This is a genomic window from Actinoplanes sp. NPDC089786 (genome assembly GCF_040684855.1).
GTDB lineage: Bacteria > Actinomycetota > Actinomycetes > Mycobacteriales > Micromonosporaceae > Actinoplanes.
This window is the reverse complement of record NZ_JBFBGU010000007.1, coordinates 167,691-194,222: the sequence shown is the minus strand read 5'-3', so window position 1 is coordinate 194,222 and position 26,532 is coordinate 167,691. Positions and strand designations below refer to the sequence as shown.

General features: G+C 71.4%; 22 protein-coding genes. 13 read left to right on the top strand and 9 right to left on the bottom strand.

From position 1 onward, the window contains the following. The first annotated feature begins 28 nt into the window (after positions 1 to 28). The 7 genes from AB0O15_RS22800 to AB0O15_RS22770 all read left to right on the top strand — a co-directional run bounded on the left by AB0O15_RS22800 (position 29) and on the right by AB0O15_RS22770 (position 9,155). On the top strand, positions 29 to 2,833 hold the full coding sequence (locus AB0O15_RS22800; RefSeq protein WP_364322118.1) for a PQQ-dependent sugar dehydrogenase: 2,805 nt from the start codon (positions 29 to 31) through the stop codon (positions 2,831 to 2,833). 64 nt (positions 2,834 to 2,897) lie between these two features. Further along, complete coding sequence (locus AB0O15_RS22795) at positions 2,898 to 3,938, top strand: sugar ABC transporter substrate-binding protein (RefSeq protein WP_364321798.1); 1,041 nt, start codon at positions 2,898 to 2,900, stop codon at positions 3,936 to 3,938. Next, the gene (locus AB0O15_RS22790) at positions 3,938 to 5,416 is read left to right on the top strand and encodes a sugar ABC transporter ATP-binding protein (RefSeq protein ID WP_364321796.1); all 1,479 of its coding nucleotides are present in this window, start codon (positions 3,938 to 3,940) and stop codon (positions 5,414 to 5,416) included. The genes AB0O15_RS22795 and AB0O15_RS22790 overlap by 1 nt, the downstream gene beginning before the upstream one ends. After that, entirely contained in the window at positions 5,413 to 6,399 is a 987-nt protein-coding gene (locus AB0O15_RS22785) for an ABC transporter permease (RefSeq protein ID WP_364321794.1), read from the top strand. Before AB0O15_RS22790 ends, AB0O15_RS22785 begins: the two co-directional genes overlap by 4 nt. Then, positions 6,400 to 7,068: a FadR/GntR family transcriptional regulator gene (locus tag AB0O15_RS22780; RefSeq protein ID WP_364321793.1), complete on the top strand. Its 669-nt coding sequence runs from the start codon at positions 6,400 to 6,402 to the stop codon at positions 7,066 to 7,068. A gap of 26 nt (positions 7,069 to 7,094) precedes the next feature. Then, complete coding sequence (locus AB0O15_RS22775) at positions 7,095 to 8,396, top strand: L-fuconate dehydratase (protein ID WP_364321791.1); 1,302 nt, start codon at positions 7,095 to 7,097, stop codon at positions 8,394 to 8,396. 87 nt (positions 8,397 to 8,483) lie between these two features. Then, positions 8,484 to 9,155, top strand: a complete 672-nt coding sequence (locus AB0O15_RS22770; protein WP_364321789.1) for a FadR/GntR family transcriptional regulator — start codon at positions 8,484 to 8,486, stop codon at positions 9,153 to 9,155. A gap of 93 nt (positions 9,156 to 9,248) precedes the next feature. Here the strand turns inward: AB0O15_RS22770 and AB0O15_RS22765 are convergent, their stop codons facing one another. From AB0O15_RS22765 to AB0O15_RS22755, 3 genes are read right to left on the bottom strand one after another with little or no spacing between them, the layout of a single operon-like run. Next, a complete protein-coding gene (locus tag AB0O15_RS22765; protein WP_364321787.1) occupies positions 9,249 to 10,064 on the bottom strand; it encodes a PfkB family carbohydrate kinase in 816 nt (271 codons plus the stop codon). A gap of 51 nt (positions 10,065 to 10,115) precedes the next feature. Beyond that, the gene (locus tag AB0O15_RS22760) at positions 10,116 to 10,952 is read right to left on the bottom strand and encodes a helix-turn-helix transcriptional regulator (RefSeq protein WP_364321784.1); all 837 of its coding nucleotides are present in this window, start codon (positions 10,950 to 10,952) and stop codon (positions 10,116 to 10,118) included. A gap of 9 nt (positions 10,953 to 10,961) precedes the next feature. Next, entirely contained in the window at positions 10,962 to 11,930 is a 969-nt protein-coding gene (locus AB0O15_RS22755) for an aldo/keto reductase (RefSeq protein WP_364321781.1), read from the bottom strand. Between the two features lie 113 nt (positions 11,931 to 12,043). Between AB0O15_RS22755 and AB0O15_RS22750 the strand changes: the two genes are divergently transcribed. From AB0O15_RS22750 to AB0O15_RS22725, 6 genes are all read left to right on the top strand, one after another. After that, on the top strand, positions 12,044 to 13,228 hold the full coding sequence (locus tag AB0O15_RS22750; protein WP_364321778.1) for a cytochrome P450: 1,185 nt from the start codon (positions 12,044 to 12,046) through the stop codon (positions 13,226 to 13,228). 73 nt (positions 13,229 to 13,301) lie between these two features. Beyond that, complete coding sequence (locus AB0O15_RS22745; RefSeq protein WP_364321775.1) at positions 13,302 to 14,954, top strand: HEAT repeat domain-containing protein; 1,653 nt, start codon at positions 13,302 to 13,304, stop codon at positions 14,952 to 14,954. A 51-nt stretch (positions 14,955 to 15,005) separates the two neighbouring features. After that, positions 15,006 to 15,881: a phosphotransferase gene (locus AB0O15_RS22740; protein ID WP_364321772.1), complete on the top strand. Its 876-nt coding sequence runs from the start codon at positions 15,006 to 15,008 to the stop codon at positions 15,879 to 15,881. A 71-nt stretch (positions 15,882 to 15,952) separates the two neighbouring features. Then, the gene (locus tag AB0O15_RS22735; RefSeq protein WP_364321769.1) at positions 15,953 to 17,296 is read left to right on the top strand and encodes an extracellular solute-binding protein; all 1,344 of its coding nucleotides are present in this window, start codon (positions 15,953 to 15,955) and stop codon (positions 17,294 to 17,296) included. Beyond that, entirely contained in the window at positions 17,293 to 18,165 is an 873-nt protein-coding gene (locus AB0O15_RS22730) for a sugar ABC transporter permease (RefSeq protein ID WP_364321766.1), read from the top strand. Before AB0O15_RS22735 ends, AB0O15_RS22730 begins: the two co-directional genes overlap by 4 nt. After that, entirely contained in the window at positions 18,162 to 18,980 is an 819-nt protein-coding gene (locus AB0O15_RS22725; protein ID WP_364321763.1) for a carbohydrate ABC transporter permease, read from the top strand. Before AB0O15_RS22730 ends, AB0O15_RS22725 begins: the two co-directional genes overlap by 4 nt. Positions 18,981 to 19,039: 59 nt before the next feature. Here the strand turns inward: AB0O15_RS22725 and AB0O15_RS22720 are convergent, their stop codons facing one another. The 6 genes from AB0O15_RS22720 to AB0O15_RS22695 all read right to left on the bottom strand — a co-directional run bounded on the left by AB0O15_RS22720 (position 19,040) and on the right by AB0O15_RS22695 (position 26,488). After that, positions 19,040 to 19,930, bottom strand: coding sequence for a M64 family metallopeptidase (locus AB0O15_RS22720; protein WP_364321760.1), 891 nt, complete (start codon positions 19,928 to 19,930; stop codon positions 19,040 to 19,042). A gap of 31 nt (positions 19,931 to 19,961) precedes the next feature. Further along, positions 19,962 to 21,497, bottom strand: a complete 1,536-nt coding sequence (locus AB0O15_RS22715) for an ABC transporter ATP-binding protein (RefSeq protein ID WP_364321757.1) — start codon at positions 21,495 to 21,497, stop codon at positions 19,962 to 19,964. Positions 21,498 to 21,610: 113 nt separating this feature from the next. Next, positions 21,611 to 22,900 (bottom strand): ABC transporter permease subunit, encoded by a 1,290-nt coding sequence (locus tag AB0O15_RS22710; RefSeq protein ID WP_364321754.1) that lies wholly within the window; start codon positions 22,898 to 22,900, stop codon positions 21,611 to 21,613. Continuing rightward, positions 22,897 to 24,210, bottom strand: a complete 1,314-nt coding sequence (locus AB0O15_RS22705; protein WP_364321751.1) for an ABC transporter substrate-binding protein — start codon at positions 24,208 to 24,210, stop codon at positions 22,897 to 22,899. The genes AB0O15_RS22710 and AB0O15_RS22705 overlap by 4 nt, the downstream gene beginning before the upstream one ends. A 20-nt stretch (positions 24,211 to 24,230) precedes the next feature. Further along, positions 24,231 to 25,724: a glycerol kinase GlpK gene (gene glpK, locus AB0O15_RS22700; protein WP_364321748.1), complete on the bottom strand. Its 1,494-nt coding sequence runs from the start codon at positions 25,722 to 25,724 to the stop codon at positions 24,231 to 24,233. A 2-nt stretch (positions 25,725 to 25,726) separates the two neighbouring features. Beyond that, positions 25,727 to 26,488 (bottom strand): IclR family transcriptional regulator, encoded by a 762-nt coding sequence (locus AB0O15_RS22695; protein WP_364321745.1) that lies wholly within the window; start codon positions 26,486 to 26,488, stop codon positions 25,727 to 25,729. Positions 26,489 to 26,532: the final 44 nt, after the last annotated feature.

The following is a 26,532-nucleotide window of genomic DNA, read 5'->3' as shown; positions in this document are numbered from 1 at the left end:
CATGCTTCGACTTCCAGCCTTCGTGGCCATGCTCCTGGTTGCCGCCGGCGGCGCGGTCCAGACCGGAGCCGTGGCCATCCCGCCCACCGACTACCAGCAGGTCAGCCTGGCCAGTGGCAGCGCCGAACTGGGCGAGCCGATGAGCCTGGCCGTGCTGCCCGACCGCTCGGTGCTGCACACCGCCCGCAACGGCACGCTGCGGGTCACCGACGCCAACGGCAACACCAAGGTGGCCGGCGCCCTGCCGGTCTACACCAACGACGAGGAGGGGCTCCAGGGCGTCGGCGTCGACCCGGGCTTCGCCACCAACCGGTTCATCTACCTGTACTACTCGCCGCCGCTGAGCACCCCGGGCGGCGCCGCGCCGCCGACCGGTTCGCAGGCCGACTGGGACCGGTTCACCGGCCACCTCAACCTGTCCCGGTTCACCCTGAACGCCGACAACACGCTGAACACCGGCAGCGAGGCGGTCGTCCTCCAGGTGCCCAACGACCGCGGCATGTGCTGCCACGTCGGCGGGGACATCGACTTCGACGCGGCCGGCAACCTCTACCTGACCACCGGCGACGACACCAACCCGTTCGAGTCCAACGGGTACAGCCCGCTCGACGAACGGACCGACCGCAACCCGTCGTACGACGCCCAGCGCACCGCGGCCAACACCAACGACCTGCGCGGCAAACTGCTGCGGGTCAAGGTGAACGCCAACGGGACGTACAGCATCCCGGGCGGCAACATGTTCGCCCCCGGCACGCCGAACACCCGGCCCGAGATCTACGCGATGGGCTTCCGCAACCCGTTCCGGATGAGCGTGGACAAGGCGACCGGCGTCGTCTACCTCGGCGACTACGGGCCGGACGCGGGCGGCGGCGACGCCAACCGGGGCCCCGGCGGGCAGGTCGAGTTCAACCGGATCACCTCGCCCGGCTTCTTCGGCTGGCCGTACTGCACCGGAACCAACACCGGCAACGAGGTCTACAACGAGTGGAACTTCGCGGCCGGCACGACCGGGCCCAAGTACAACTGCGCGGGCGGGGCGACCAACAACTCGTTCCGCAACACCGGGCAGCCGACGCTGCCCGGGGCCAGACCGGCCTGGATCCGGTACGGCTTCGAGGGCTCGCCGCCCGAGTTCGGCGGTGGCTCCGAATCACCCATGGGCGGCCCGGTCTACCGCTACAACGCGAGCCTCGACTCGCCGGTCAAGTTCCCGCAGTCGCTGGACGGCAAGTACTTCGCCGGCGAGTACGGGCGCCGCTGGATCAAGGCGATCACCCTCGGCGCCGACGGCTCGCGCGGCGCCATCGAGGACTTCCCGTGGACCGGCACCCAGGTGATGGACATGGCGTTCGGGCCGGACGGGGCGCTCTATGTGCTCGACTACGGCACCGGCGCCGACGACCAGGCGCTGTGGCGCGTCGAGTACATCGGCGGCGGCAACCGGGCGCCGGTGGCCAAGGCCTCGTCCGACAAGACGTCCGGCCCGGCGCCGCTCACCGTCGCGTTCTCCTCGGCCGGCAGCTCCGACCCCGAGGGCGGCGCGCTCACCTATCGCTGGGCCTTCGGCGACGGCACCACCTCGACCGCGGCCAACCCGGCCAAGACCTACACCGCGACGGGTACGTTCACCCCGACGCTGACCGTGACCGACCCGACCGGGCTCACGGCCACCGCCAGCCTCGTGGTGACCGTCGGGAACACCGCGCCGACGGTACGGTTCACCACCCCGGGCGACGGCCGGTTGTTCTCGTTCGGCGACGCGGTGCCGTACTCGGTCACCGTGACCGACCCGGAGGACGGCGTGGTCGACTGCACCCGCGTCTCGGTCGCCTATGAGCTCGGGCACGACAGCCACCAGCACGAGATCAAGCGGCAGAACGGGTGCTCCGGGACGATGGCCGTGCCGGTCGACGGCGAGCACGACGCGGCGGCGAACATCTTCGGGTACTTCGTGGTCTCGTACACCGACAACGGCGGCCTCACCTCGACCAGCCGGATCATGCTGCAACCGCGGCACCGGCAGGCCGAGCACTGGACCACGATGAGCGGCGTCCAGGTGGCCGCACACGCGGCGGCCGAGGGCGGCGCGACGTCCGGGTTCATCGAGAACAACGACTGGGTCTCGTTCTTCCCGTACAACCTGTCGAACGCCACCCGGTTCGTCGCGCGGGTCGCGTCGGCCGGCGCCGGCGGCACCATCGAGGTCCGCAGCGGCTCGCCCACCGGCACGCTGCACGGCACGGTGACCGTCCCGGTGACCGGCGACTGGGAGACCTTCACGACCGTCTCGGCGGCGCTGAGCAACCCGCCGTCCGGCCCGGTGTCGGTCTACTTCGTGTTCAAGGGCGGCACGGGCAACCTGTTCGACCTGGACGCGTTCACCTTCGACACCGGAACCGCCCCGGCCGGCGGGGCGACGCTCAAGGCGCTGATCAACAACCAGTTCGTCAGCGCCCTTGGCACCACCAGCCCGCTGATCGCCAACCAGACCACGGCCGGGGACACCGAACGCTTCGACGTGGTCGACCTCGGCAACGGCGCCATCGCCCTGCGCTCGCGGGCGAGCAACCAGTTCGTCTGCGCCGAGAACGGCGGCGCCGAGCCGCTGATCGCCAACCGGCCGACGGCCGGCGCCTGGGAGACCTTCACCCTGATCCGCAACACCGACGGCAGCGAGAGCCTGCGGGCCACGGTCAACGGCAAGTACGTGACGGCGGAGAACTCCGGCGCCCAGCCGCTGATCGCCAACCGCGACACGATCGGCCCGTGGGAGAAGTTCGATTTGGTTCTTAAGATAGGACGTCTTCCCTTCTTCATGTCAGAAGAGTCTTGATTCGGGGGGTGTGGGGCTGGTAGACATCGGACCTATCGCTCCCACCCCTTCGAAGGATCCCGACATGAGACGCTCCCTCCTCGGCGTCGCCATGGCGGCCGTGACCGTCTTCGCGGCCGCCGGTTGCAACTCCGGCGACTCCTCATCGGCCTCGGGAAACGCGGGCAGCCCGCAGATCGCGGTCGACCTGCCCCGCGCCGACACCGACTTCTGGATCTCCTACGCCAAGTACATCCCGCAGTTCGCGCAGGAGAACAGCATCAACCTGATGCCACCGACCAACTCCCAGAACGACATCGCCAAGCTGGTCGCCAACGCCCAGGCGCTGTCCAGCCAGGGCGCCAAGGCGATCGTGATGGCCCCGCAGGACACCGGCGCCATCGCCACCACGCTGCAGCAGCTGGAGGTGAAGAAGATCCCGGTCGTCACGGTCGACACCCGCCCGGACAAGGGCAAGGTGTTCATGGTGGTCCGGGCCGACAACCGGGCGTACGGGCAGAAGGCCTGCGAGTTCCTCGGCGACAAGCTCAAGGGCAAGGGCAAGGTCATCGAGTTCCAGGGCTCGCTGTCGTCGGTGAACGGCCGGGACCGCTCGGAGGCCTTCGCCGAGTGCATGAAGAGCAAGTTCCCCGGCATCACGATCTTCGCCGAGCCGACCGAGTGGGAGGGCGCCAAGGCGTCCGCCGCGCTGCAGACCCGGCTGGCCCAGCACCCCGACATCAACGGCATCTACATGCAGGCCGGCGGGGCCTTCCTCGCGCCGACGCTGCAGCTGCTGCGCTCGAAGAACCTGATCGTGCCGCCGACCGACCCGAAGCACATCTTCGTCGTCTCCAACGACGGCATCCCGCAGGAGTTCGACGCCATCCGCAAGGGCGAGATCGACGCCACCGTCTCCCAGCCCGCCGACCTCTACGCCAAGTACGCGCTGACGTACGCCAAGGCCGCGGTCGAGGGCAAGACCTTCCAGCCCGGACCCACCGACCACGACAGCACGATCGTCGACGTCGGCGGCGGCAACCTCGAGGACCAGCTCCCGGCGCCCCTGGTCACCAAGGAGAACGTCGACGACAAGGCCCTGTGGGGCAACCAGATCGGCAAGTGATGGCCCTCGTCGAGGCCGCCGGCATCACCAAGCGGTTCGGACCGACCATCGCGCTCGACGACGCCGGGATCGCCATCGAACCCGGCGCCACGCACGCGCTGGTCGGCCGGAACGGCGCCGGCAAGTCCACGCTGGTCGCGGTCCTCACCGGGCTGCTGCGGCCGGACGCCGGCACGGTCCGCTTCGGCGGTGAGCCGGCGCCCGCGCTCGCCGACCGGGACGGCTGGCGCCGCACCGTGGCCTGCGTCTACCAGAAGTCCACGATCATCCCGGCGCTGTCCGTGGCCGAGAACCTCTTCCTGAACCGCCAGGCCGATCACGGCCCGATCAGGTGGGGCGCGTTGCGCCGGCGGGCCGGCGCGCTCCTCGAGGAGTACGGGGTACGCGTCGACCCGGCGGCCATGGCCGGTGACCTCGGCGTCGAGGCGCGGCAACTGGTCGAGATCGCCCGGGCGCTGTCCCACGGGTCGCGGTTCATCATCCTGGACGAGCCGACCGCCCGGCTCGACGGCGCGGCCATCGACCGGCTCTTCGACCGGATGCGGTCGCTGGCGGCGGCCGGGGTCACCATGCTGTTCATCTCCCACCACCTCAAGGAGATCTTCGAGGTGTGCGACACGGTCACGGTGTTCCGCGACGCCCGGCACATCCTGACCGCTCCGGTCGGCTCGGTCGATCACGCGTCCGTGGTGGCGGCGATGACCGGGTCGGACACCGGGCCGGCGGCGGTCGCGGCGCGCGGCTTCACGTCCTCCGCCGACCCGGTGCTGCGGTTGTCCGGGCTGCGGCTGGCCGGCGCGTACGACGACATCTCGGTCGAGCTGCGGCCGGGCGAGATCGTCGGGGTGACCGGCTCGGGCAGCAGCGGCAAGGTGTCGCTGGCCGAAACGGTCGGCGGGCTGCGCAAGGCGGACGCGGGCTCGATCGAGGTCGCCGGGAGAGTGGTGCGTCCCGGGGTTCCGGCGGCCCTGAAGGCCGGCATCGGGCTCGTCCCCGAGGATCGCCACCGGGAAGGCCTGGTGCCCCTGCTGTCGGTCGCCGAGAACGCCACGCTGCCGCTCACCGACCGGCTCGGGCCGGCCGGGACCGCGCTGCCGGCCCGGCGCACCGCCCTGGCCGAGGAGATGATCCGGCGCTTCGACATCCACACGTCCAGCCCGGCGGCGCCGGTCGGCAGCCTCTCCGGCGGGAACGCGCAGAAGGTCGTCCTGGCCCGCGGCCTGTCGACCGATCCGCGGGTCCTCGTCCTCATCAACCCCACCGCCGGCGTCGACGTGCGTTCCAAGGAGTCGCTGCTCGGGGCGGTCCGCGCCGCCGCCGACACCGGCACCGCCGTGCTGATGGTCTCCGACGAGCTGGACGACCTGCGGCACTGCGACCGGGTGCTGGTCATGTTCCACGGGCGGATCACCGCCTCCCTGCCCGGCGGCTGGGACGACCAGCAGGTCGTCGCCGCCATCGAAGGAGTGTCGTCATGACCACGGCCATCGCGGCCCGGGTGCCCAGGCTGGGGAGGATGCGCGACCTCGCGCTGGTCCCCGCGATCGTGGTGCTGATCCTGGTCGGTGCCCTGATCGACCCGGTGTTCCTGTCCAGCGCCAACATCGTCAACGTCCTCCAGCAGCAGACCGAGCTGTCCCTGCTGGTGCTGGCCGAGGCGATCATCCTGATCGGCGGCCGGTTCGACCTGTCCCTGGAGTCCACCGTCGGCCTCGCCCCCGCCCTCGCGGTCACGCTGGTCATCCCGGCCGCGAGCAACGGGCTGGGCACCGAGTGGGCGACCTGGCTCGCCATCCCGATCTGCCTGCTGGTCGGGGTGCTGATCGGGGCGTTCAACGGGATGCTGATCCTGCGGTTCGGGCTCAGCGCGTTCATCGTCACCCTGGGCATGCTGATCGTGCTGCGCGGCCTGCAGATCGGCATCACCGGCGGGCAGAACCTGTTCGAGCTGCCGACGTCCGTGCTCTACCTGGGCAACGCGGTCTGGCTCGGGCTGCCCGCCTCGATCTGGATCTGCGCGGTCCTCTTCGCCGCCGGCATCACGCTGCTCGGCTGGTTCCGCAGCGGCCGGGCGGTCTACGCGATCGGCGGGAACGCGGACGCGGCCAAGGCGGCCGGCATCCGCGCCGATCGGGTGATCTTCGTGGTGTTCATGGTCGGCGGCCTGCTCGCGGCCCTGGCCGGGTTGATGATGACGGGGAGGCTCGGCTCGGTCGCCGCGGCCCAGGGCCAGGGGATGATCTTCACGGTGTTCGCCGCGGCGGTGATCGGCGGGGTCAGCATGGAGGGCGGCAAGGGCACGCTCTTCGGGGCGCTGTGCGGCGTCGTCGTGCTCGGCCTGATCAACAACATCCTCACCCTGGCCGGCGTCTCGGCCCAGTGGATCCAGGCCATCTACGGCCTGATCATCCTGATCGCGCTGATGCTGGCCCGGCTCACCACCGGAAAGGCGCAGGACTAGGTGGCGCTCACCGACGAGGCCATCGGCCGGATCAAGGGGATGATCGTCTCCGGGGAGATCGGCCCCGGCGACCGTCTCCCCAACGAGGCCGACCTGGGCGAGCGGCTCGGGCTGTCCCGCAACTCGCTGCGCGAGGCGGTCAAGGCCCTGGCGGTCATCCGGGTGCTCGACGTCCGGCGCGGCGACGGCACGTACGTCACCAGCCTCGCGCCCGACCTGCTGCTGGAGTCGCTCAGCTTCGTCGTCGACTTCCACCGCGACGACACCGTGCTGGAGTTCCTGGAGGTCCGCCGCATCCTGGAACCGGCGGCCACCGCGATGGCGGCCCGCCGGATGGGCCACGCGGAGGTCGCCGTCCTGCGCGACCTGGCCCGGGGCCCGGCCGACGCGTCGGTGGACGGGCTGGTCGCCGCCGACCTGGAGTTCCACCGGCAGATCGCGGCCGGCTCCGGCAACACGGTGCTGTGCTCGCTCATCGACGGGCTGTCCGGGCCGACCACCCGGGCCCGGATCTGGCGCGGCCGCACCCAGGAGGGCGCGAACCGGCGTACGCGGGAGCAGCATCTCGCCATCGTCGACGCGATCGCCAACCGCCAACCCGACCTGGCCCGCTCCTGGGCCACCGTGCACGTCGCCGGCGTGGAGGAATGGCTGCGCCGCGCGCTGTGAAACGCACCAACGCACAGAGGAGTTCGATGAGCGCCCGGTTCGTCTCGGTCGACACGTACGACATCCGCTTCCCGACCTCGCGCGAGCTCGACGGCTCGGACGCGATGAACCCCGACCCCGACTACTCCGCGGCGTACGTCGTGCTGCGCACCTCCGCGGGCGACCTCGAGGGACACGGGTTCGCGTTCACCATCGGACGCGGCAACGAGGTGCAGACGGCCGCGATCGGCGCGCTCCGGCCGTACCTCATCGATCGTGATGTTGATCTGGTCCTGAACGACCTCGGCGGGATGTGGCGCGAGCTGGTGCACGACTCGCAGCTGCGCTGGCTGGGGCCGGAGAAGGGCGTCATGCACATGGCCATCTCGGCGGTGATCAACGCGCTGTGGGACCTCAAGGCCAAGCGCGCCGGGCTGCCGCTGTGGCAGCTGCTGGCCCGGCTCTCGCCGGAAGAGCTGGTCGCGCTGGTCGACTTCCGCTACCTCACCGACGCGATCACCCCGGCCGAGGCGCTGGGCATCCTGCGCGCCGCCGCCCCGGGGCGGGCCCAGCGCGAGCAGCAGCTGCTCGAGTCCGGCTACCCGGCCTACACCACCTCGCCGGGGTGGCTCGGCTACGACGACGAGAAGCTGCGGCGGCTCTGCCGGGAGGCGCTCGATGCCGGGTTCACCCAGATCAAGCTCAAGGTCGGCGCCGACCTGTCCGACGACCTGCGGCGGATGCGGATCGCCCGCGAGGTGTGCGGCCCCGACATCCGGATCGCGGTCGACGCCAACCAGCGCTGGGACGTGCCCGACGCCATCGAGTGGGTGCGGGCGCTGGCCCCGTACGACGTGTGGTGGGTCGAGGAACCGACCAGCCCCGACGACGTGGTCGGCCACGCCGCCATCGCCCGCGGCATCGCCCCGATCCGGGTCGCCACCGGCGAGCACGTGCAGAACCGGGTCGTGTTCAAGCAGCTGCTCCAGCTCGACGCGGTCTCCTACGTGCAGATCGACGCGGCCCGGGTGGCCGGGGTCAACGAGAACATCGCCATCCTGCTGCTGGCGGCCAAGTTCGGCCGGCCGGTCTGCCCGCACGCCGGCGGGGTCGGCCTGTGCGAGCTGGTCCAGCACCTGTCGATGTTCGACTTCGTCGCGGTGTCCGGCGAGATCGGCGACCGGGTCATCGAGTACGTCGACCACCTGCACGAGCACTTCGTCGATCCGGTACGCGTGCGGAACGGTCACTACCTGACCCCGCGGGCGCCCGGCTTCAGCGCGGCCATGCACCCCGCGACGCTGGCCGAGTACGCGTACCCGGACGGCCCGGTGTGGGTCACCGGCTAGATTCCTGACCATGGCACTGACGGAGCTCGGCTCGCCGCTGACTCTCCCGGAGTTCGGCTCGCCCCTGACTCTCCCGGAGTTGGGCTCATGGCGCTGACCGACGAGGCGATCAGCAAGATCAAGGGCATGGTCACCTCGGGGGAGCTGGGCCCGGGGGACCGGCTGCCCAAGGAGGCCGACCTGGCCGAGCGGCTGGGCCTGTCCCGCAACTCGCTGCGCGAGGCGGTCAAGGCGCTGTCGCTGATCCGGGTGCTCGACGTCCGCCAGGGCGACGGCACGTACGTCACCAGCCTCGCCCCGAACCTGCTGCTCGAATCGCTGAGCTTCGTCGTCGACTTCCACCGCGACGACACCGTGCTGGAGTTCATGGAGGTCCGCCGCATCCTGGAGCCGGCCGCCGCGGCGCTGGCGGCCGACCGGATGAACGCCGAGCAGATCGCCGGCCTGCGCCAGGTCCTGGCCGAGCTGGGCCCCGACCCGACCGTGGAGGCGCTGGTCGCCAACGACCTGGAGTTCCACCGCCAGATCGCCGACGGCGCCGGCAACTCGGTGCTGTGTTCGCTGATCGACGGCCTGTCCGGCCCGACCGTCCGGGCCCGCGTCTGGCGGGGCCTCACCCAGGAGGGCGCGGTCGACCGCACCCGCGAACAGCACCAGACCATCATCGACGCGATCGAGGCCCGCAACCCCGAGCTGGCCCGCTCCTGGACCATGGTCCACATCGCCGGCGTCGAGGACTGGTTGCGCCGCGCCCTCTGATCCAGGCGCGGCGCTCCCGGCTCAGGTCAGCAGACCCGGAGGTGATACCACGGGTTCACCCAGGCCCACCCGAAGATCTTGGCCGGCGCCCGGTCAGTCGAACGTCACGGTCATCGGGCCCTCCACCGTCACCGCCGCGCCCGCCGCGCGGATTCCGTTGCGGGCGGCGGTGACCGGGTCGGCGCCGGCCAGGGACGCGGCGATGAAACCGGCGGCGAAGGTGTCGCCGGCGCCGTCGGTGTCGATGGCGTCGACCGGGGGCGCCTCGATGTGTACGCCGTTGACCTCGGCGCCGGCCGCACCGTAGGTGGTGCAGACGACCGCGTTCAGCGAAGCCGGGTCCACGCCCAGGGCTTCGAGCTCGCCCTCGCTGGGCAGGCACACGTCGGCCTCGTGGAGCACGGCGATCAGCGCCGCCCGGCCGGCGGGCGTGAGCGCTTCCACCCGTACATTGGGGTCGACCGAGATCGTGGCCCCCGCGGCCTTGCCGCGCCGCACCGCCTCGAGCGCGGTGGTGGCCAGCGGCTCGCCGAAGATCAGGGCCGAGCCGGACAGGTGCACCCAGCGCGCCCGCTCGGGCAGGTCGCCCAGGGCCGACGACGGCACCGCGGCCGCCGCCGAGCCCACCACGCGGAAGTCGAAGGAGCGGTCCTCGCCGTGGTAGGTGATGTAGGCCGTGGCGGTCGGCCGGTCGTCGGACACGACCAGACGCGCCGCCGCGCCCAGCCCGTCGGCCATCACCCGGGCGTGGTCGTCCCGGCCGACGCCGCCCACGAACGCGACCTCCACACCGAGCCGGGACGCCACGTACGAGCTGATGGCGGGCGCCCCGCTCGGCCACGGCCCGGTCCACGGCCCGTCGCCCTGGCGCTGGTAGACGACGATGGCCTCACCCACGATCAACAGCATTCGCCCACCATCACATCCGGGCGAGCGCCTCGTCGAGGAGAAACGCCGGGCCTAGGGGTCGAAGGACTGGCCGCCGAGGACGCGGAGGAAGTCGAAGTTCCCGGCGGTCGCGGAGCCGGGCTGCGGGCGGAAGATGACCAGCCGCTGGCCGGTGACCGTGCTCAGGACGTACTCGCAGCGGACGTCGAGCAGGCCGGCCCGCGGGTGGTCGAGCATCTTGCGGGTCGAGGCCAGCGCCCCGACCTCGTGCGAGTCCCAGAAGCGGGTGAACTCCTCGCTCGCCTCGTGCAGATCGGCGATCAGCCGGGAGGCGACGCCGTCCCGTCCGCGCTGGGCGTACGCCGACCGCAGGTCCGCGACATAGCCCCGGCCGATGGTCTCGTGCTCGGCCGGCACGTTGAGCCGCCGCGACGACGGATCGGTGAACCAGCGCCAGATGACGTTGGCCTCCGGCCCGTCGGCGTCCGTCCACGAACCGAGCAGCGCCCGGCTCAGGTCGTTCTGGGCCAGGATCGTCGTCAGGTCGTCGATCACGTGGGCCGGCACCGTGGTCAGCGCGTCGAGCAGGAACATCATGGCCGGGTCGACGTAGCTGCCCGCCGCGTGCCGGGCCGGCGCCGGATGGCCGGCCAGCCGGAACAGGTAGTCGCGCTCGTCGACCGAGAGCCGCAGCGCCCGGGCCAGGCCGGCCAGCGTGCTCTCGGACGGATTGGCGGCGCGCGACTGCTCCAGCCGCTCGTAGTACTCGACGGAGACGTTGGCCAGCATGGCCACCTCCGTGCGGCGCAGCCCGGGGGTGCGCCGCCGGCCGCCCGGGGCCAGGCCCACGTCGGCCGGTCGCAGCGCCTCCCGCCGGTCACGCAGGAACACACCCAGCTCGTCGGCCATCGCACACCCTCATTCCTGGATCGAGGCCATGCCCATCGGAGCGTAACGGTCGCCCGCCGCGGCCCCGACCGGAACCGCCGCACTCAGCTCCGCGAGGGTTTCCGGGGTGAGGTCGATGGCCGCGGCGGCGACGTTCTGCTCGAGGTAGGCGCGCCGCTTCGTACCGGGAATGGCCGAGACACCCGGCTGGGCCAGCACCCAGGCGAGGGCGAGCTGACCGGGCGGCACGCCTCGCGTCTGTGCGATCGCGACGATCCGGTCGAGCAGGGCCAGGTTCTGGTCCAGGTTCTCGTCGGCGAAGCGGGGCGAGGTGCGGCGGAAGTCGCCGGCCGGCAGGTCGCGCGCCGATCGCACGGTTCCGGTGAGGAAACCCCGGCCGAGCGGCGAGTACGCGACGAAGCCGAGGCCGAGCTCGCGGGCCGTGTCGAGCACCCCGTTGACCTCGACGGTGCGGGTGAACAGCGAGTATTCCGTCTGCACCGCGGCCAGCGGGGCGACCGCGTGGGCGGCCCGGATGCTCGCCGGCGACGCCTCGCTGATGCCGAGGTGTCGCAGCTTGCCCTCCCGGACCAGGTCGGCGAGGGCGCCGAAGGTCTCCTCGGCCGGGACGCCGGGGTCGACGCGGTGCAGGTAGTAGAGGTCGATGTGGTCGGTGCCGAGCCGGCGCAGCGAACCCTCGACGGCCGCCCGCAGGTAGGCCGGACGGCCGTTGGGCCCGCCGACGATCCGGCCGGTCTCGTCGAGGGTGACGCCGCCGCCCTTGGTGGCCACGATCAGGTCGTCGCGGCGGCCCTCGAGCGCCCGTCCCAGCAGCTCCTCGCCGGTGAACGGGCCGTACATGTCGGCGGTGTCGAACATCGTGACGCCCAGGTCGACGGCACGGTCGATGGTCCGGAGAGCCTCGGCCTCGTCCGGCGTGCCGTACATCGCGGTCATGCCCATGGTGCCGAGGCCCAGTTTCGGTAGCTGCAAGCTCATGCCGATCACGATGCCGCCCCGATCGGCCGGGCGGGACGCCGTGGCTATCCCCGCCCCGCGAGGGCGACGTTAGGCGTTCCGACCTTGGTGACCGGTACGGCACACTGTGTGACATGCCGTACCTAGACGTCGTCGATCCGGCTTTCGCTTTCACCTCACCCTCTGTCTTCGCAGCTCAAGATGCCGATTGGTACGCCGACAGTCCACTGGGGCCGATCGTGCTCCGGTACGCCGAGGCGAACGAGCTGATGCGCGACCGCCGCCTCGACCACGGCGGTGACGACTACATGCGCCGCAACGGCATCACCGGCGGTCCCATCCACGACTGGTGGGTGCCGATGCTCGTCAACCAGGACGGTGCCGACCACCGCCGGCTCCGTGGCCTCGTCGGCCGTTCGTTCACGCCGCGCACCATCGAGGCGCTGCGGCCGTTCATCCGGGCCCGGGCCGAGGAACTGGCCGACTCGGTCGACGACGCCGACTTCGTCGACACCTTCGCCAACCGGCTGCCCCTGGCCGTGATGTGCGAGCTGCTCGGCGTGCCCGCCGCCGACTACGACACGTTCAGCGTCTGGACCAGCGACATCGGCCTGATCTTCGGCCTGGCCGCCGGCGGCGACACGGCCGAACGGGTGGAGCGTGCGGTCGCCGGGCTGGACGGCTACGTGGACGCGCTGATCGACGAGAAGGCGGCGAGGCCGGGAAACGACCTGATCTCCGACATGGTCGCCGCCTGGCGGGCCGACCGGACCGTCACCCGGGCCGAGCTCCGGAACCTGCTGGTGACCCTGGTCTTCGGCGCCCACGACAACACCCGCCACCAGTTCGCCAACCTGATGGTCACCTTCGCCGAGCACCCGGACCAGTGGCAGTTGCTCCGCGACCAGCCGTCCCTCGCGCCGCGGGCCGTCGCCGAGTCGATGCGCTGGCGCCCGTCCGCGGCCACGGTGTTCCGCCGCGCCGCCGAGGACTTCGAGTACCGCGGCCTGGCGATCGCCGAGGGCACCTTCGTGACGGCGGCCGTGACGACCGCCCAGCGTGATCCGCGCGCCTACCCCGGCGGCCGCGTCTTCGACATCACGGCCGTCCGCGAGGCCCCGCTGCTGCAGTTCGGCGCCGGCCCGCACTACTGCCTGGGCTCGGCCCTGGCCCACGCCGAACTGGGCGAGGCCCTGCCGATCCTGGCCCGCCGCTTCGGCGCACCGGTCATCGCCGGCGAGGTCACCTGGCGCCCGGCGATCGGCATCAACGGCCCGAACGAGCTACCGCTGCGCTTCGCCGGCTCCGACGCTCCCTGAGTCGCCGACGCGATCGGGTCGGGAGCGTCCATGGCGGCGCCGGCCGCCGTGACGGAACGACCATACTGGAGGCGTGTTCGATGAGTACCGGATCAAGCGGTGGGAGCGTCGGGGTGACGTCAAGCGGCTGCTCGCTGCGCTGAGCCGGGGGCGTCGCCCGGGGTCGGTCATCGCGGCGCTGGGTGAGGTCGGTGACGAGCGGGCGATCGGGCCGCTGCTCGGCCATGTCGAGCTGGCCGGCGCCATCGCCGCGCTCGATCGGATCGAGGGGCGGGGGCACCGGTTCTTCGTCGACGAGTTCATCGACGCGCTGCGGCGGCATGCCTGGCCCGGCCTCTCCCGCGGCGAGTTCGCCGGGGTCGCGGCCGGCGCCCGGCGGCTGCTCCAGCGCCGGGCGGGCGCCGACGACGTGCCGGCGCTGATCGGGTTGATGGACGACGCGAGCATGCCGTTCGACCTGCGGGTGGCGGCGATCAGCACGCTGGCCTCGATCGGCAGCGCCGACGCGCTGGCCCACCTGACCGAACACATGCGGCGCGGGCCCAAGGCGATGCCCGAGGTCTACCTCGCCCTGGCCGGGACCGGGAACCGGGCGGTCGTGGCCGACCTGACCGACTTCGTGCGGAACGACCGGGAGTTCGTGCCCGAGGCCTATCTCGCGCTCGCCTCGCTGCGCGGCCGGGCCACCGTGGAAGCGCTCACCGGGTGGCTGCGGCGGAGCTGGCACGTCACCGCGGCCGAGGTCGAGGCGCTCGCCGCCATCCCGGGGGTGGTGGTCGACGAGCAGCTGTGGGCGCTGATGTCCGAGCTGCCGGAACGCAAGGGTGAGCTGGTCGAGCTGATCGGCGCGGCGGCCCTGGCCCGGCGGACCCCGCCCCGGCCGCCGGTGCTCGCCGCCCTGGGACACCGGTCGTCCCGGGTCCGCCGGATCGCCCTCGAGGCTCTCGGGCAGGCGGCCGACCCGGTGCACTTCGAGCCGATCGCCGTCTGCGCCAAGGACGAGGATTTTCGGGTACGCCGAGCCGCGTTGCGGGCGCTCGACGAGTTCGACGACCCCCGGGTGACCGACATCCTGGTGGCCGACGTCACCGACCCGGCCCGCTGCACCTTCGGCGCGGCCGACCTGCTCAGCCGCACGAAGCACCGGCGCGCGACCGGCGCCCTGGTCGCCTGGCTGCGGTCGGCCGGCAACGACCGGGCGCCGAGGCTCAACCGCGTCACCGTCCTCCGGTGCCTCGGCCGCCTGGGTGGCGAGGAGGCGGTGACCACCCTGCTCGAGCTGTTCGAGTCCTGGCGGCCCGCCGACCGGCCGCACGTCGCGTCGGCGCTCGGCTACACCGGCGACCCGCGGTGCGTGGAGCCCCTGCTGCGCGCGCTGACGGAGAAGACGTCGGCCGGGGACGACACGTGGCTGATCGTCAGCGCCCTGAGCGACCTCGGCGACCGCCGGGCCGTGCCCGCCCTGTGCGAGATCCTGTCCGGTGAGAGCAAACGCGAGGGCGACGGCGAGAGCAAGGGCGAGGGCAAGAGCGACGGCGAGAGCAAGGGCGACGGCGACGCGGCCGACCGGCCGGAGAGAGACGCCGCCGCCTACGCTCTGGGCCGGCTCGGTGACGTGAGCGCCCTGCCGGCGCTGCGCAAGGCCGGCGCGCAGGGGAGCGCCGACGTCCAGCTCGCCATCCGGCGCCTGGAACGGATCGAGAAGGTGTCCGCACCCCGGAGCTGAACCCGACACACCGGGTCAATCCCGGCCGGGCGGCAGTGGTTGACTGGCGCGATGCGGGCTGAGGACGGGGAACGGATCGCGGCGGCGCTCGGCGGGGCGGTGCGGAGGGCGACCACGCTGGCGGGTGGCTATTCGCATGAGACGGTGCTGCTCGAACTGGCCGACCGGAGGGTGGTGGCCCGGTTCGGCGGGGGAGACCCGGCGATCGAGGCCGCGGTGATGCGGCTGGCGCCCGTACCCGTGCCTGAGGTTCTGCTCGTCGAAGCGGACGCCATGGCCATCGCGTTCGTCGAGGGAACGGTGCTGAGCCGGGTCCTCGAGGAGCGGCCGGACGACGCGGAGGGGCTCGGCCGGGAGGTGGGGCGGGTGATCGCGCGGATCGGTGACGTGCGCTTCGACGCGCCCGGGTTCTTCACCGACGCGACGCTGACCCCCGGAGCTCAGCCGCCCTGGTCGGAGCAGCTGGTGCCGTTCGTGGAGCAGTGCATGGCCAAGACCGAACGGCTCACGCCGGGTGAGCGGGCGGCCTGGTTGCGGCGGTGCGCCGAGCAGGCGCCGAGGCTCACCGCCGTCGAGGGGGGCGCGAGGCTGGCCCACGGTGACGTCAACCCGAAGAACATCCTGGTGACGCGGGGTGCGGACGGCTGGCGGGTGACGGCCGTGCTGGACTGGGAGTTCGCCTACGCCGGCAGCCCGTACGGGGACGCGGCCAACATGGCCCGCTTCGGGGACGGCTACCCGCCGGGATTTCTGGACGGCTTCGACGAGGCTTTCGCCGCGCATGAGCCCCGGCACCCGGAGTGGCGGGAGATCGGGCGGGTGCTGGACATGTTCGCGCTGTCGGATCTGGTCACCCGGCCGCCCGGCAACGACGTCGCCGATCAGGCGGCTGCGATCATTCGCTCACCCTGGAATGTCCATTTGTGAGTGAACGATTGAAGTTTGATCAAAGCCGAGCATAATCTGCGGCCAACAACGCCTAGTGCGAGGTGCCGCGAATGTTCACTCACCGAACAGCCCTGACCGCCGCGACGGTCGTCTCCGCCCTGCTCCTGTCCGCCGCCTGCACGGCCAAGCCCGCCACCACCGCGTCGGACAGCGGCGACGACCCGGAGAGCGCCTCGCTCACCTACTGGTACTGGGCCGAGAGCGACGCCCCGGGCGCCAACGACTGGATGAAGGCGCGCATCGCCGAATACACCAAGCAGCACCCCAAGGTGACCGTCGACCTGGTGCCGCAGCCCACCGACACGCTCATCGGGGCGTTCACCACGGCCGCGCAGACCAAGTCGGGGCCGGACATCGCCACCCAGTGGGCGACCATGCCGGTGCTCAGCCAGGCCTGGGCCGGCGCGGTCGCCCCGATCAGCGACCTGGTGCCGGCCACCGAGACCGCCAACTGGCTCAACACGCAGGAGAACACCTACCAGGGCAAGCTGTGGGGGATGCCGATCTACCTGATGGGCATTCCGCTGGCGTACAACAAGGATCTGTTCGCGAAGGCCGGCCTCACCAACCCGCCGGCCACCTGGGACGAGCTGCTGTCGCAGTGCACCGCGCTCCGCAAGGCCGGCGTGACGCCGTTCGGGATGGGCAACAAGGACGGCTTCTTCGGCGCCTGGTTCTTCTCGATCGTCGGCAAGCAGCGGTGGGACTCGATCGACGACCTCAAGCAGGCGATGACCGGCAAGACCCCGTTCGCCGATCCGAAGGTCAGTGGCTTCTACGAGGCGCTGGCCCAGCTGAAGAAGCAGAACTGCCTCAACGACGACATCGCCTCGCTCACGCTCGACCAGGGCATGCAGAAGTTCGGCGCGGGTCAGGCCGCGATGGCCTGGGGCACGGACGGCCTGGTCTCCGGCTGGGCGAAGACGCTGGGTACGGACAAGGTCGGCGTCGCCATGACCCCGAAGTGGGGTACGGGCAAACTGGCCGACACCCACAACACCACCCAGTCGTCGACCGCCTTCATCACCTCGTGGTCGCCGCACAAGCGGGCCGCGGCCCAGTTCCTGACCTGGCTCCACCAGCCGGCCAACCTGGCCTCCTGGTACGAGGCGACCAGCATCTTCCCGGCCGACAAGCGCTTCGACCAGGGCGCCATCAAGTCGGACATGGCCAAGCAGATCTGGGAGTTCGACAGCCGCCCGGGCGCGGTCTGGCCGCAGAACTACCTGCCGCCCTCGGTCGACTCCGACGGCAACGGCCCGGCCGGCCAGGTGATCACCTCGGGTGGCGCCCCGGCCGCGGCGGTCGAGGTCTGGACCAAGGCCATCGACAAGTGGCGCACCCAGCACCCGGAGGAGCTGAAGAAGTACACCGACTGGGTTGCCGGCTCGTGAGCAAGGGCCGCTGGCCGTACCTGTACATCCTGCCGATGGTGGCCGCGATCCTCTTCGCCTTCGGCTACCCGCTGGTCAGCGTGCTGCGCAACAGCCTCTACACCGGCTCGATCTACGAGCTGACGTACGTCGGCCTGGGGAACTTCCGGGCGCTGTTCGGTGACGACGTGTTCCGGACAGCGCTCGGCAACAACCTCAAGCTGCTGCTGACCGTGCCGGTGATGACGGTCGTGGCGCTGCTGCTGGCCGTGCTGATCCACGAGGGTGTCCGGGGTGGACGGTTCTACCGGGCGGCCATCTTCTTCCCGTACATCCTGCCCGCGGTCGGCACCGGCCTGGCCTTCTCGGTGTTCCTGTCGCTCAACGGCGGCCTGAACGGCGGGCTGCGCGCCCTCCATCTCAACGGTCTGGCCCTGGACTGGCTGGGGTCGCCCGATCTGGCCATCTGGTCGGTCAGCGGCATGGTGGTCTGGCAGCAGCTCGGCTTCGGGGTGGTGGTGTTCCTGGCCGCGTTGCTGTCGCTGCCGGCCGAGACGGTCGAGGCGGCCCGGCTCGACGGCGCCTCCTGGTGGCAGTTGCAGACCCGGGTCAGCCTGCCGCAGATCCGTCCGACCATCGAGTTCTTCGTGGTCACCGAGGCGATCACGGTGCTGTCGTGGGTGTTCACCTACGTGTACGTGCTCACCGGCGGCGGCCCCGGCAACGCGTCGATGGTGCTGGAGTTCTACATCTGGAAAGAGGGCTTCGCGCAGGGCGCCGTCGGGCTGGCCAACGCGGCCGCGGTGGTCGTGCTCGCGCTGGCCGCCGTGCTCATCGCCGCCTACCTGGTGCTGCGGCGCCGGTCCCTGTCCTCGGAGGGCCAGTCATGAGCCGCCTCAGCCTGACCGCACGGCAGGTGCTGCTCTGCCTGGCCACCGTGGCCGCGCTCGCGCCGCTGGTCTTCATGGTGCTGACCAGCCTGAAGACGTCGGCCGACTACACCGTCAACCCGGCCGGGCCGCCGGCCTCGATCACCTTCGACAACTACCGGCGGGCGCTCACCGACCTGCCGACCCTGCGGTGGATGCTCAACAGCCTGCTGGTGACCACGGTGTCGGTGGCCGCGTCGACGGTGGTCGCCGTGCTCGGCGCGTACGCCATCTCGTTCGGCCGGTTCCGCGGCCGCCAGCTCCTCCTCGGGCTGAACATCGGCCTGATCATGGTGCCGCCGGTGGTCCTGCTGCTGCCGGTCTTCGTCATCATGGTCAACCTGCGGCTGATCAACACGCTGCCGTCGGTGATGCTGTTCTACACCGGGCTGCTGGTGCCGTTCGCGGTGTTCTTCCTGACCAGCTTCTTCCGGTCGGTCCCGTACGACGTGATCCACGCCGCCCAGGTCGACGGCGCCGGCCCCGGCCGTACCCTCTGGTCGGTGATCTTGCCGTTGACCCGCCCGGCGCTGATGACGGTCGGTGTGGTGAACGCGATCTGGGTGTGGAACGAGCTGCTGATCTCGCTGGTCTTCCTGCAGGGCGAGAACCAGCGCACGCTGATGGGCGGGCTGTCCCTCTCGCAGGGGCGCTACGCCACCGACCAGCCGCTGGTCCTGGCCGTCGCCACCCTGTCCATCCTGCCGGTGGCCGCGTTCTACGCCCTGTCCCAGCGGTCCTTCGTCCGGGGCCTGACCGCCGGCATCGGGAAGTGAGAACCCCGTCCACACCTGACGACGGGCACCGATCGCTGAAGATCGGGCATGGAGGACGGTTACGTCCGGGCGTTGATGGCCGCGGTGAGCCGGTCGATGCCGATCAGGTTGAACTCGTTGCCGAGGGTGCGCATGATCGAGTTCTGGCTGGGCCGGTAGACGCCCTTGTCGAAGTAGGCGCCGCCCTCGAAGGCGCCGATCACGCCGCCGTCGGGGGTGGGCCGGCCCAGGTACGAGGCCCACTTGGCGGTGTCCGGGCGTTTGGTCGCGTTCGGCTCGCTGGGTTCGCCGCCGGAGTAGGTTCCCGGCCCGCCGTACTCGTCGGCCAGCCCGCCGATCGAGTGCCCCAGCTCGTGCACGACGATGTCGCCGGATTGCGCGTTGCCGCCGCTGGAGACGGTGACCGTGCCGCCCGACCCGCCGTAGGTGGTGCTGTTGACCAGCACGAGGGCCTGGTCGGCGCCGGGCGCCAGCGCCGCGTACGACCTCGTGACCGCGGTGTCCACGCAGATCAGCCGGGCCAGGTCGTCGCAGTAGAAGCCGCCGCCCAGCGCGGTGTCCTTGCGTACGCCGGGGGTCGGGTCGTTGTCCGAGCCGGACTGGTTCGACACGGCGTTGACCTGCCACACGTTGAACTTGTCCTTCAGCGTGCGGAACGGCTCGTACGCGGTGATCTGCGCCCACCGGGCGACCGCCTGGCGGTGGAACAGGGCCTGTTGACCGGCCGTGTAGCCGTCGCCGATGAACACCAGGTCGTACCGGTCGGCCGGCGGGCCGGTCTGCTGGATGGTCACCACCTCGGCGTCGGCGGCGGCCTTGGCCCGGGGGAGGTCGGCGGCCGTGATCGTGGTGCGGCTGATGCTGCCGTCGGGGGAGAAGACCTCGATGCTCATCGGCGCGGGGGCCGGCGGGGGAGCCAGGAGCAGGAGGATCGGGAGCAGGGGATGCATCGGCCCGACGCTACATCGATCTTCATGAATGTCAAACCAGGCGAGACCGCCGCAATGCACGCAACCGGCGGGCCTCGACGGGGTCGGCCACCGGGACCGCCGCGAGCAGTTCCTTGGTGTACGGGTGCCGCGGGTGCTCGTACACGTCGGCGGTGTCGCCCACCTCGACCACCGCCCCGCCGGACAGCACCGCCACCCGGTCCGCGATCTGCCGCAGCACCGCGAGGTCGTGCGAGACCACCACGAGCGTCAGGTCGAGCGTCGACCGCAGGTCCTCCAGCAGCGCGAGAATCTGGGCCTGGGTGGTGACGTCGAGCGAGGACACCGGCTCGTCGCACACGATCAGCCGCGGCGACGGCGCCAGCGCCCGGGCGATCCCGACCCGCTGCCGCATCCCGCCGGAGAGCTGATGCGGGTAGCGGTCGTACTCCCGGGCCGACAGCCCGACCCGTTCCAGCAGGGTGAGGACCTGTTCGCGCGGTTTCCGTACACCGCGCAGGTAGAGCGGGTCGGCGATGCTCTCGCCGACCGGCCGCCGGGGGTTGAGCGACGACAGCGGGTCCTGGAACACCATCTGCACCGACCGCCGGACGTCGGCGCCCTCGAACACGACCCGCCCGGCCGACGGCTCGACCAGCCCGACCATGATCCGGGCCAGGGTCGTCTTGCCGGTGCCCGACTCGCCCACGATGCCCAGCGTCTCGCCGCGCCGCACGTCCATCGTCACCCCGTCGACCGCCTTGACGACACGCCGCCGGGCCAGCCGGACATGCTTGCGCACCCCGTCGAGGCGCAGGAGGGGCTCGGCCGAGACGATCCGGGGCGGGTTCGGGTGGGGCACGGCCGCGATCAGTTCCCGGGTGTACGCGTCCCGCGGCGTCACCAGCACCTGTTCGGTCGCCCCCTCCTCGACGGCCCGCCCGTTCCGCATCACCACGACGCTGTCGGTCGACCCGGCCACCACCCCGAGGTCGTGGCTGATCAGCAGCAGCCCGGCGCCCGTGGTCGTGCGCACCTCGTCGAGCAGGTCGAGGATCTGCGCCTGCACGGTCACGTCCAGGGCCGTGGTCGGCTCGTCGGCCACGATCACCTCGGGCCGGCAGACGAGCGCCATCGCGATCAGCGCCCGCTGCCGCATCCCGCCGGAGAACTGGTGCGGGTACGACTCCGCCCGCAACGCCGCGTCCGGGATGTGCACCTGCTGGAGCACCTCGACGGCCCGCCGCCGCGCCTCCCGTCGCGTGGCGCCGGTGTGCACCCGGTAGACCTCGGCGATCTGGTCGCCGATGCGGTGGAACGGGCTGAGCGCGGTCAGCGGCTCCTGGAACACCATGGCGATCCGGGCGCCGCGGATCCGCCGCCACTCGCGGTCGGTGAGCGTGGTCAGGTCGGTGCCGCCGAACTCGATCGTTCCGCTCACCGACGCCGTCTGATGCAGGCCGAGCAGGGCCAGCGCGGTGGCGCTCTTGCCGGAGCCGGACTCGCCGACGATGCCGACCGCGCCGCCGGCCGGAAGCTCGAACGACAGCCCGTCGACGGCCTGCGTGTCACCGAACCTGATCCGCAAGTTTTCGATCTTGAGAGGCGCAACGTTTCCGCCCCCACCCCCGCCCTTGTGGGTGGGCGAAAACGTAGCGCGCGGCGGTGACGATTCTGGTGGGTTGTCCACAGGATTCGCGGTCATCTCAACTGCACCCGGGGGTCGATGGCGGCATAGAGCAGGTCAGCGACCGCGTTGGCGATCACGATGAGCAGCCCGGTGAGCAGCGTCACGCCGACGACCACCGGCAGGTCGATCTGGTTGACCGCCCCCACGAGCAGCTGGCCGATGCCGGGCAGGCCGAACATGGTCTCGGTGAGCACCGCGCTGGTCATGATCGAGGCCAGGTCGATCGCGGTCAGCGTGACCAGCGGCAACATCGCCCCGCGCAGCGCCCGCCGCCAGATGATCCGCCGTTCCGGCAGCCCGTAGGCGCGGGCCGTCCGGATGTGGTCCTCGGCCAGGGTCTCCTGGATGCCGGCCCGGGTGAGCCGGGCGTAGGCGGTCTGGATGATCGCCAGCGCCACCCAGGGCAGCAGCAGGTTCTGGGCCCAGAGCAGGGGATCGGTGGCGAACGGGACGTAGGCGGGGAACGGCAGCCACTGGAGCACGACGCAGAACAGCAGCAGGAGCAGCAGGCCGACCAGGAAGACCGGCACCGCGTACCCGGTCAGGACCAGGCCGTTGACCAGCCGGTCGAGCCAGCGGTGCCGGCGCGGCCCGGAGAGCAGGCCGGCGCCGACGCCGGCCAGCAGGGACAGCACCTCGGCGCCGATCGCCAGCGAGGCGGACACCGGGAGGCGGTCGGCGAGCAGCGATGTCACCGACTGGTCGGTTTCGAAGGAGTAGCCCAGGCAGGGCGCGGGACAGTGCCGGGCCTGGGCGCCGGACGAGTAGTCGCGCCCGGCCACGAGGCCCTGGAGGAAGTGCGCGTACTGCACGTGGGCCGGGTCGTCGACGCCCATCGCGTGCCGGACCTCGACCAGCCGCTCCGGGGTGCAGCCCTTGCCGCAGGTGAGCACCGCGGGGTCGGACGGCGCCAGGTAGAACAGCCGGCCGAGCACGGCGTCGGCCCACCGCCCGCCCAGCCCGGCGGCCAGCCCGGCCAGCAGGCCGATCAGCACCTGGAGGATCGTCGCGCCGACCGCGACGCCGAGCGACACCCGCGCGCCGTAGACGATGCGGGTGAACAGGTCACGGCCGGTGCCCGGCTCGACGCCGAGCCAGTGGTCGCCGCTGACGCCGCCGTACGGTCCGATGGGTACGCCGCCGCGCGCCGAATCGAGCAGGTTGTCGTGGTAGGTGGTCGGGTCCTGCCCGGCCAGGGCGGTGAGCAGCGGCGCCGACACGGCGACCACCACCATCACGGTGGCGATCGCCGCGCCGGCCACGAAGCCGCGGTCCCGCAACGCGACCGCGGCGCGGCTCACTTGACCGAGACCTCGGCTCCCCAGTACTGCAGCGACAGGGCCGGCTGGGTGGCCGGCTTGCCGGTCACGTCACGGTAGGTCGCCGAGTCGATCGCGGTCAGCTTCACGGTCACGCCGGCCTGCTTGAACGCCTCCTGGACGGCGGCGGCGGCCTTCGGGCCGAGCCCGTTGGAGTCGTCGTTCTCGTGGGCCAGCTCGATGGTCAGGTTGCTCTTTCCGGCCGCGGCGAGCAGTTCCTTGGCCTTGGCCGCGTCGCCCGAGGCGCCGGCCGGGAAGTAGTCGTACTCGTGGTAGCCGAGCGCCTTCTGCGGCGGCAGGAAGGTGGTCGACGGGCCGGCCACCGCGGTGCCGCCGAGCGAGTTCACCACCGAGGTGCGGTTGATCGCGTAGGACAGCGCCTCGCGGACCTTCTGGTCGTCGAACGGCGCTTTCCTGGTGTTGAAGGCCAGGTAGTAGGTGGCCGGGAACTCGCCGCGGGCGACCCGCTCGGCCAGCTCGGAGCCGGGCTGGAGCTGGGCCAGCTGCTCGGGGCCGACCGACGCGTCGGTGGTGACCGCGTTGGCGTCGGCGCCGGCCCCGGTGACCAGCCGCTGGTTGATCACGGCGGCGTCCAGGCCGGAGGTGACCTCGATCCGGTCCGGGCAGGCGTAGCGCAGGGTGTCGCCGGTGTTCTTCCAGTGCGGGTTGCGTACCAGGGTCAGGGTCTTCTTGGGCTGGTACTTCTCGACCATGTACGGCCCGGACGAGATCGGGTGGGCCTCGTACCCCACGCCGGAGTCCTTGGCCTTGGGCACCGGCGCGAACTGGGTGGCGGTGGCCAGGAAGGGGAAGTCGCCCTCGGGCTTGCTCAGCTTGAAGACGATCGTCTTCTCGTCCGGCGTCTCGATCGACCTGATGCCCTCGGGCTGCTTGTACGGGCCCTGGTAGGACGCCGCGTCGGCCAGCCAGTCGCGCAGGTAGGGCGCGCCGCCGGGCAGGTCGGGCGAGAACGAGCGCTCGATGCCGTACTTGACGTCGGCCGCGGTGATCGGGGTGCCGTCCTCGAAGAAGATGTCGTCCCGCAGCTTGTACGTCCACGTCTTGGCGCCGTCCGACGAGGTGCCCAGGTCGGTCGCCAGGTCGGGCGCGGGCTTGGTGCCGGCGTCGCCGGGCTGGCGGTTGCGGGTGGTGAGCGTGCGGAACAGCAGCGACGGGATGTTGCCGCCGCCCGAGGTGTAGAGCCGGGCCGGGTCGAGGTGGGTGATGCCGCCCTGGTTGAGCACCGTGAGCGTGCCGCCCTGACAGGTCTTCGGGTCGAAGGCGGCGGTCACAGACAAATCCTATAGGGTTACTAGGCGGGCTGGATCCAGTCGAGGGTGCGCTCGACGGCCCGGCGCCAGTTCCGGTATTCCCGTTCGCGCAGCGCCGGGTCCATAGTGGGCATCCATTGGGCCGCGCGGTGCCAGTTCTGCCGCAGCCCCTCGAGGTCGGGCCAGTAACCGACGGCCAGCCCGGCCGCGTACGCCGCGCCCAGCGACACCGTCTCGGAGGCCAGCGGGCGCACCACCGGCACGTCCAGCACGTCGGCCTGGAACTGCATGAGCAGGTTGTCGGCGGTCATGCCGCCGTCCACCTTCAGCGTCTTGAGGGTCAGGCCCGAGTCGGCGTTCATCGCGTCGACCACCTCGCGGATCTGCCAGGCGGTCGCCTCCAGCACCGCCCGGGCCAGATGGCCCTTGGTGATGTACGAGGTCAGACCCACGATCACCCCGCGCGCCTCGGAACGCCAGTGCGGCGCGTACAGCCCGGAGAACGCCGGCACGATGTAGCAGCCGCCGTTGTCGGCGACGGTCCGGGCCAGCGTCTCGATCTCCGGCGCGCTGGCGATCAGCTCGAGCTGGTCGCGGAACCACTGCACCAGCGACCCGGTGATCGCGATCGACCCCTCCAGCGCGTACGCCGCGGGGGAGCCGGCCACCTGATAGGCGACCGTGCTGAGCAGCCCGTGGGTCGACCGGACCAGTTCGGACCCGGTGTTCAGCAGCAGGAAGCTGCCCGTCCCGTAGGTGCACTTGCCCTCGCCCGGCGTGAAGCAGGTCTGCCCGAACAGCGCCGCTTGCTGGTCGCCCAGCGCCGCGCCGATCCGTACCCCCGGGAAAGCGCTCCTCGCCTTGCCGAACACCCCCACCGAGGGCCGGATCTCCGGCAGCATGGCCCGCGGGACGCCGAAGAAGGCCAGCGACTCGGCCGACCAGTCGAGCGTGTGCACGTCCATCATCATCGTGCGGCTGGCGTTGGTCACGTCGGTGACGTGCAGGCCGCCGGTGAGCTTCCAGATCAGCCAGGTCTCCATCGTGCCGAACAGCACCTCGCCGCGCTCGGCCCGCTCGCGCAGCCCCGGGGTGCGGTCCAGCATCCAGCGGACCCGCGGCCCGGAGAAGTACGTGGCCAGCGGCAGCCCCGAACGATCATGCACGGTCGCCGCCCCGGGCTCCCGGGCCAGCCGGTTGACCAGCGCGTCGGTGCGGGTGTCCTGCCAGACGATGGCGTGACCGACCGGCTGGCCGGTGTCCCGCTCCCAGAGCACGACCGTCTCCCGCTGGTTGGCGATCCCGACCGCGGCCACCTGGTCCACGGTGATGCCGGCCCGGCGCAGCGCCTCGGGCCCGAGCCGCTCCACGTTGCGCCAGATCTCCATGGCGTCGTGCTCGACCCAGCCCGGTTTCGGAAAATACTGCTTGTGCTCCTGCTGGGCCAGGGACACCAGCTGACCGCGGCGGTCGAACACGATGCATCGCGTCGACGTCGTTCCCTGGTCGATCGCGACCACGTAACGCTCGGTCATCGTCATCTCCCCACAGCGGTGAGATCCCTCGAAACCGCCCGGGCGGTATCCCGGACGTAGGTCACCAGCTGGGGATGAGGCTGGTAGTGGGTGTCGCAGACCCGTTCGACGTGGCCGGAGATGCCGATCGCGCCGACCACCAGGCCGCCGTGCCCGCGGATCGGAGCGGCGACGCCGGCCTCGCCGGGGGTCAGTTCCTCGATCTCGACGCTGTACCCGACGGCCCGGATGTGGCTGAGGTCGATACTGAGCGCGCGGGCCGTGACCAGGGTGCGGTGGGTGAAGCGGTCCAAGATCGGTGGTGGGTGCGCTCCGGCCGCCGAGTACGCCAGGAGCGCCTTGCCCAAGGCCGTGGCGTGCAACGGGAGCAGCGCGCCGACCTCGAGCGTCTGGAACGTGTCGTCGGGGCGGAACACGTGGTGCACGACGAGCACCTGACCGTCGAGCACGGTGCCGATGCGCACCGCCTCGCCGCTGCGCGCGGCCAGCGGGTCGGCCCAGTTGATCGAGCGGGAACGGAGCTCGTTGATGTCGAGGTAGCCGGTGCCCAGCCGGAGCATGGCCGCGCCCAGCTGGTAATGGCCGGTGGTGCGGTCCTGCTCGACGAAGCCGACCGCTTTGAGCGTACGCAGAATGCCGTGGGTGGTGCCCTTGGCCAGATCGAGCGAGTGCGCGATGTCACCCAGAGTGAGCCGGCCGGTGCCGCCGGCGAGCAGCCGCAGCACGGCGGCGGCCCGCTCGATGGACTGCACTGTTCCAGGCATGTTTCGAGCTTCATGCGATCGGGTGAACGACGCAAGGGGCTGAG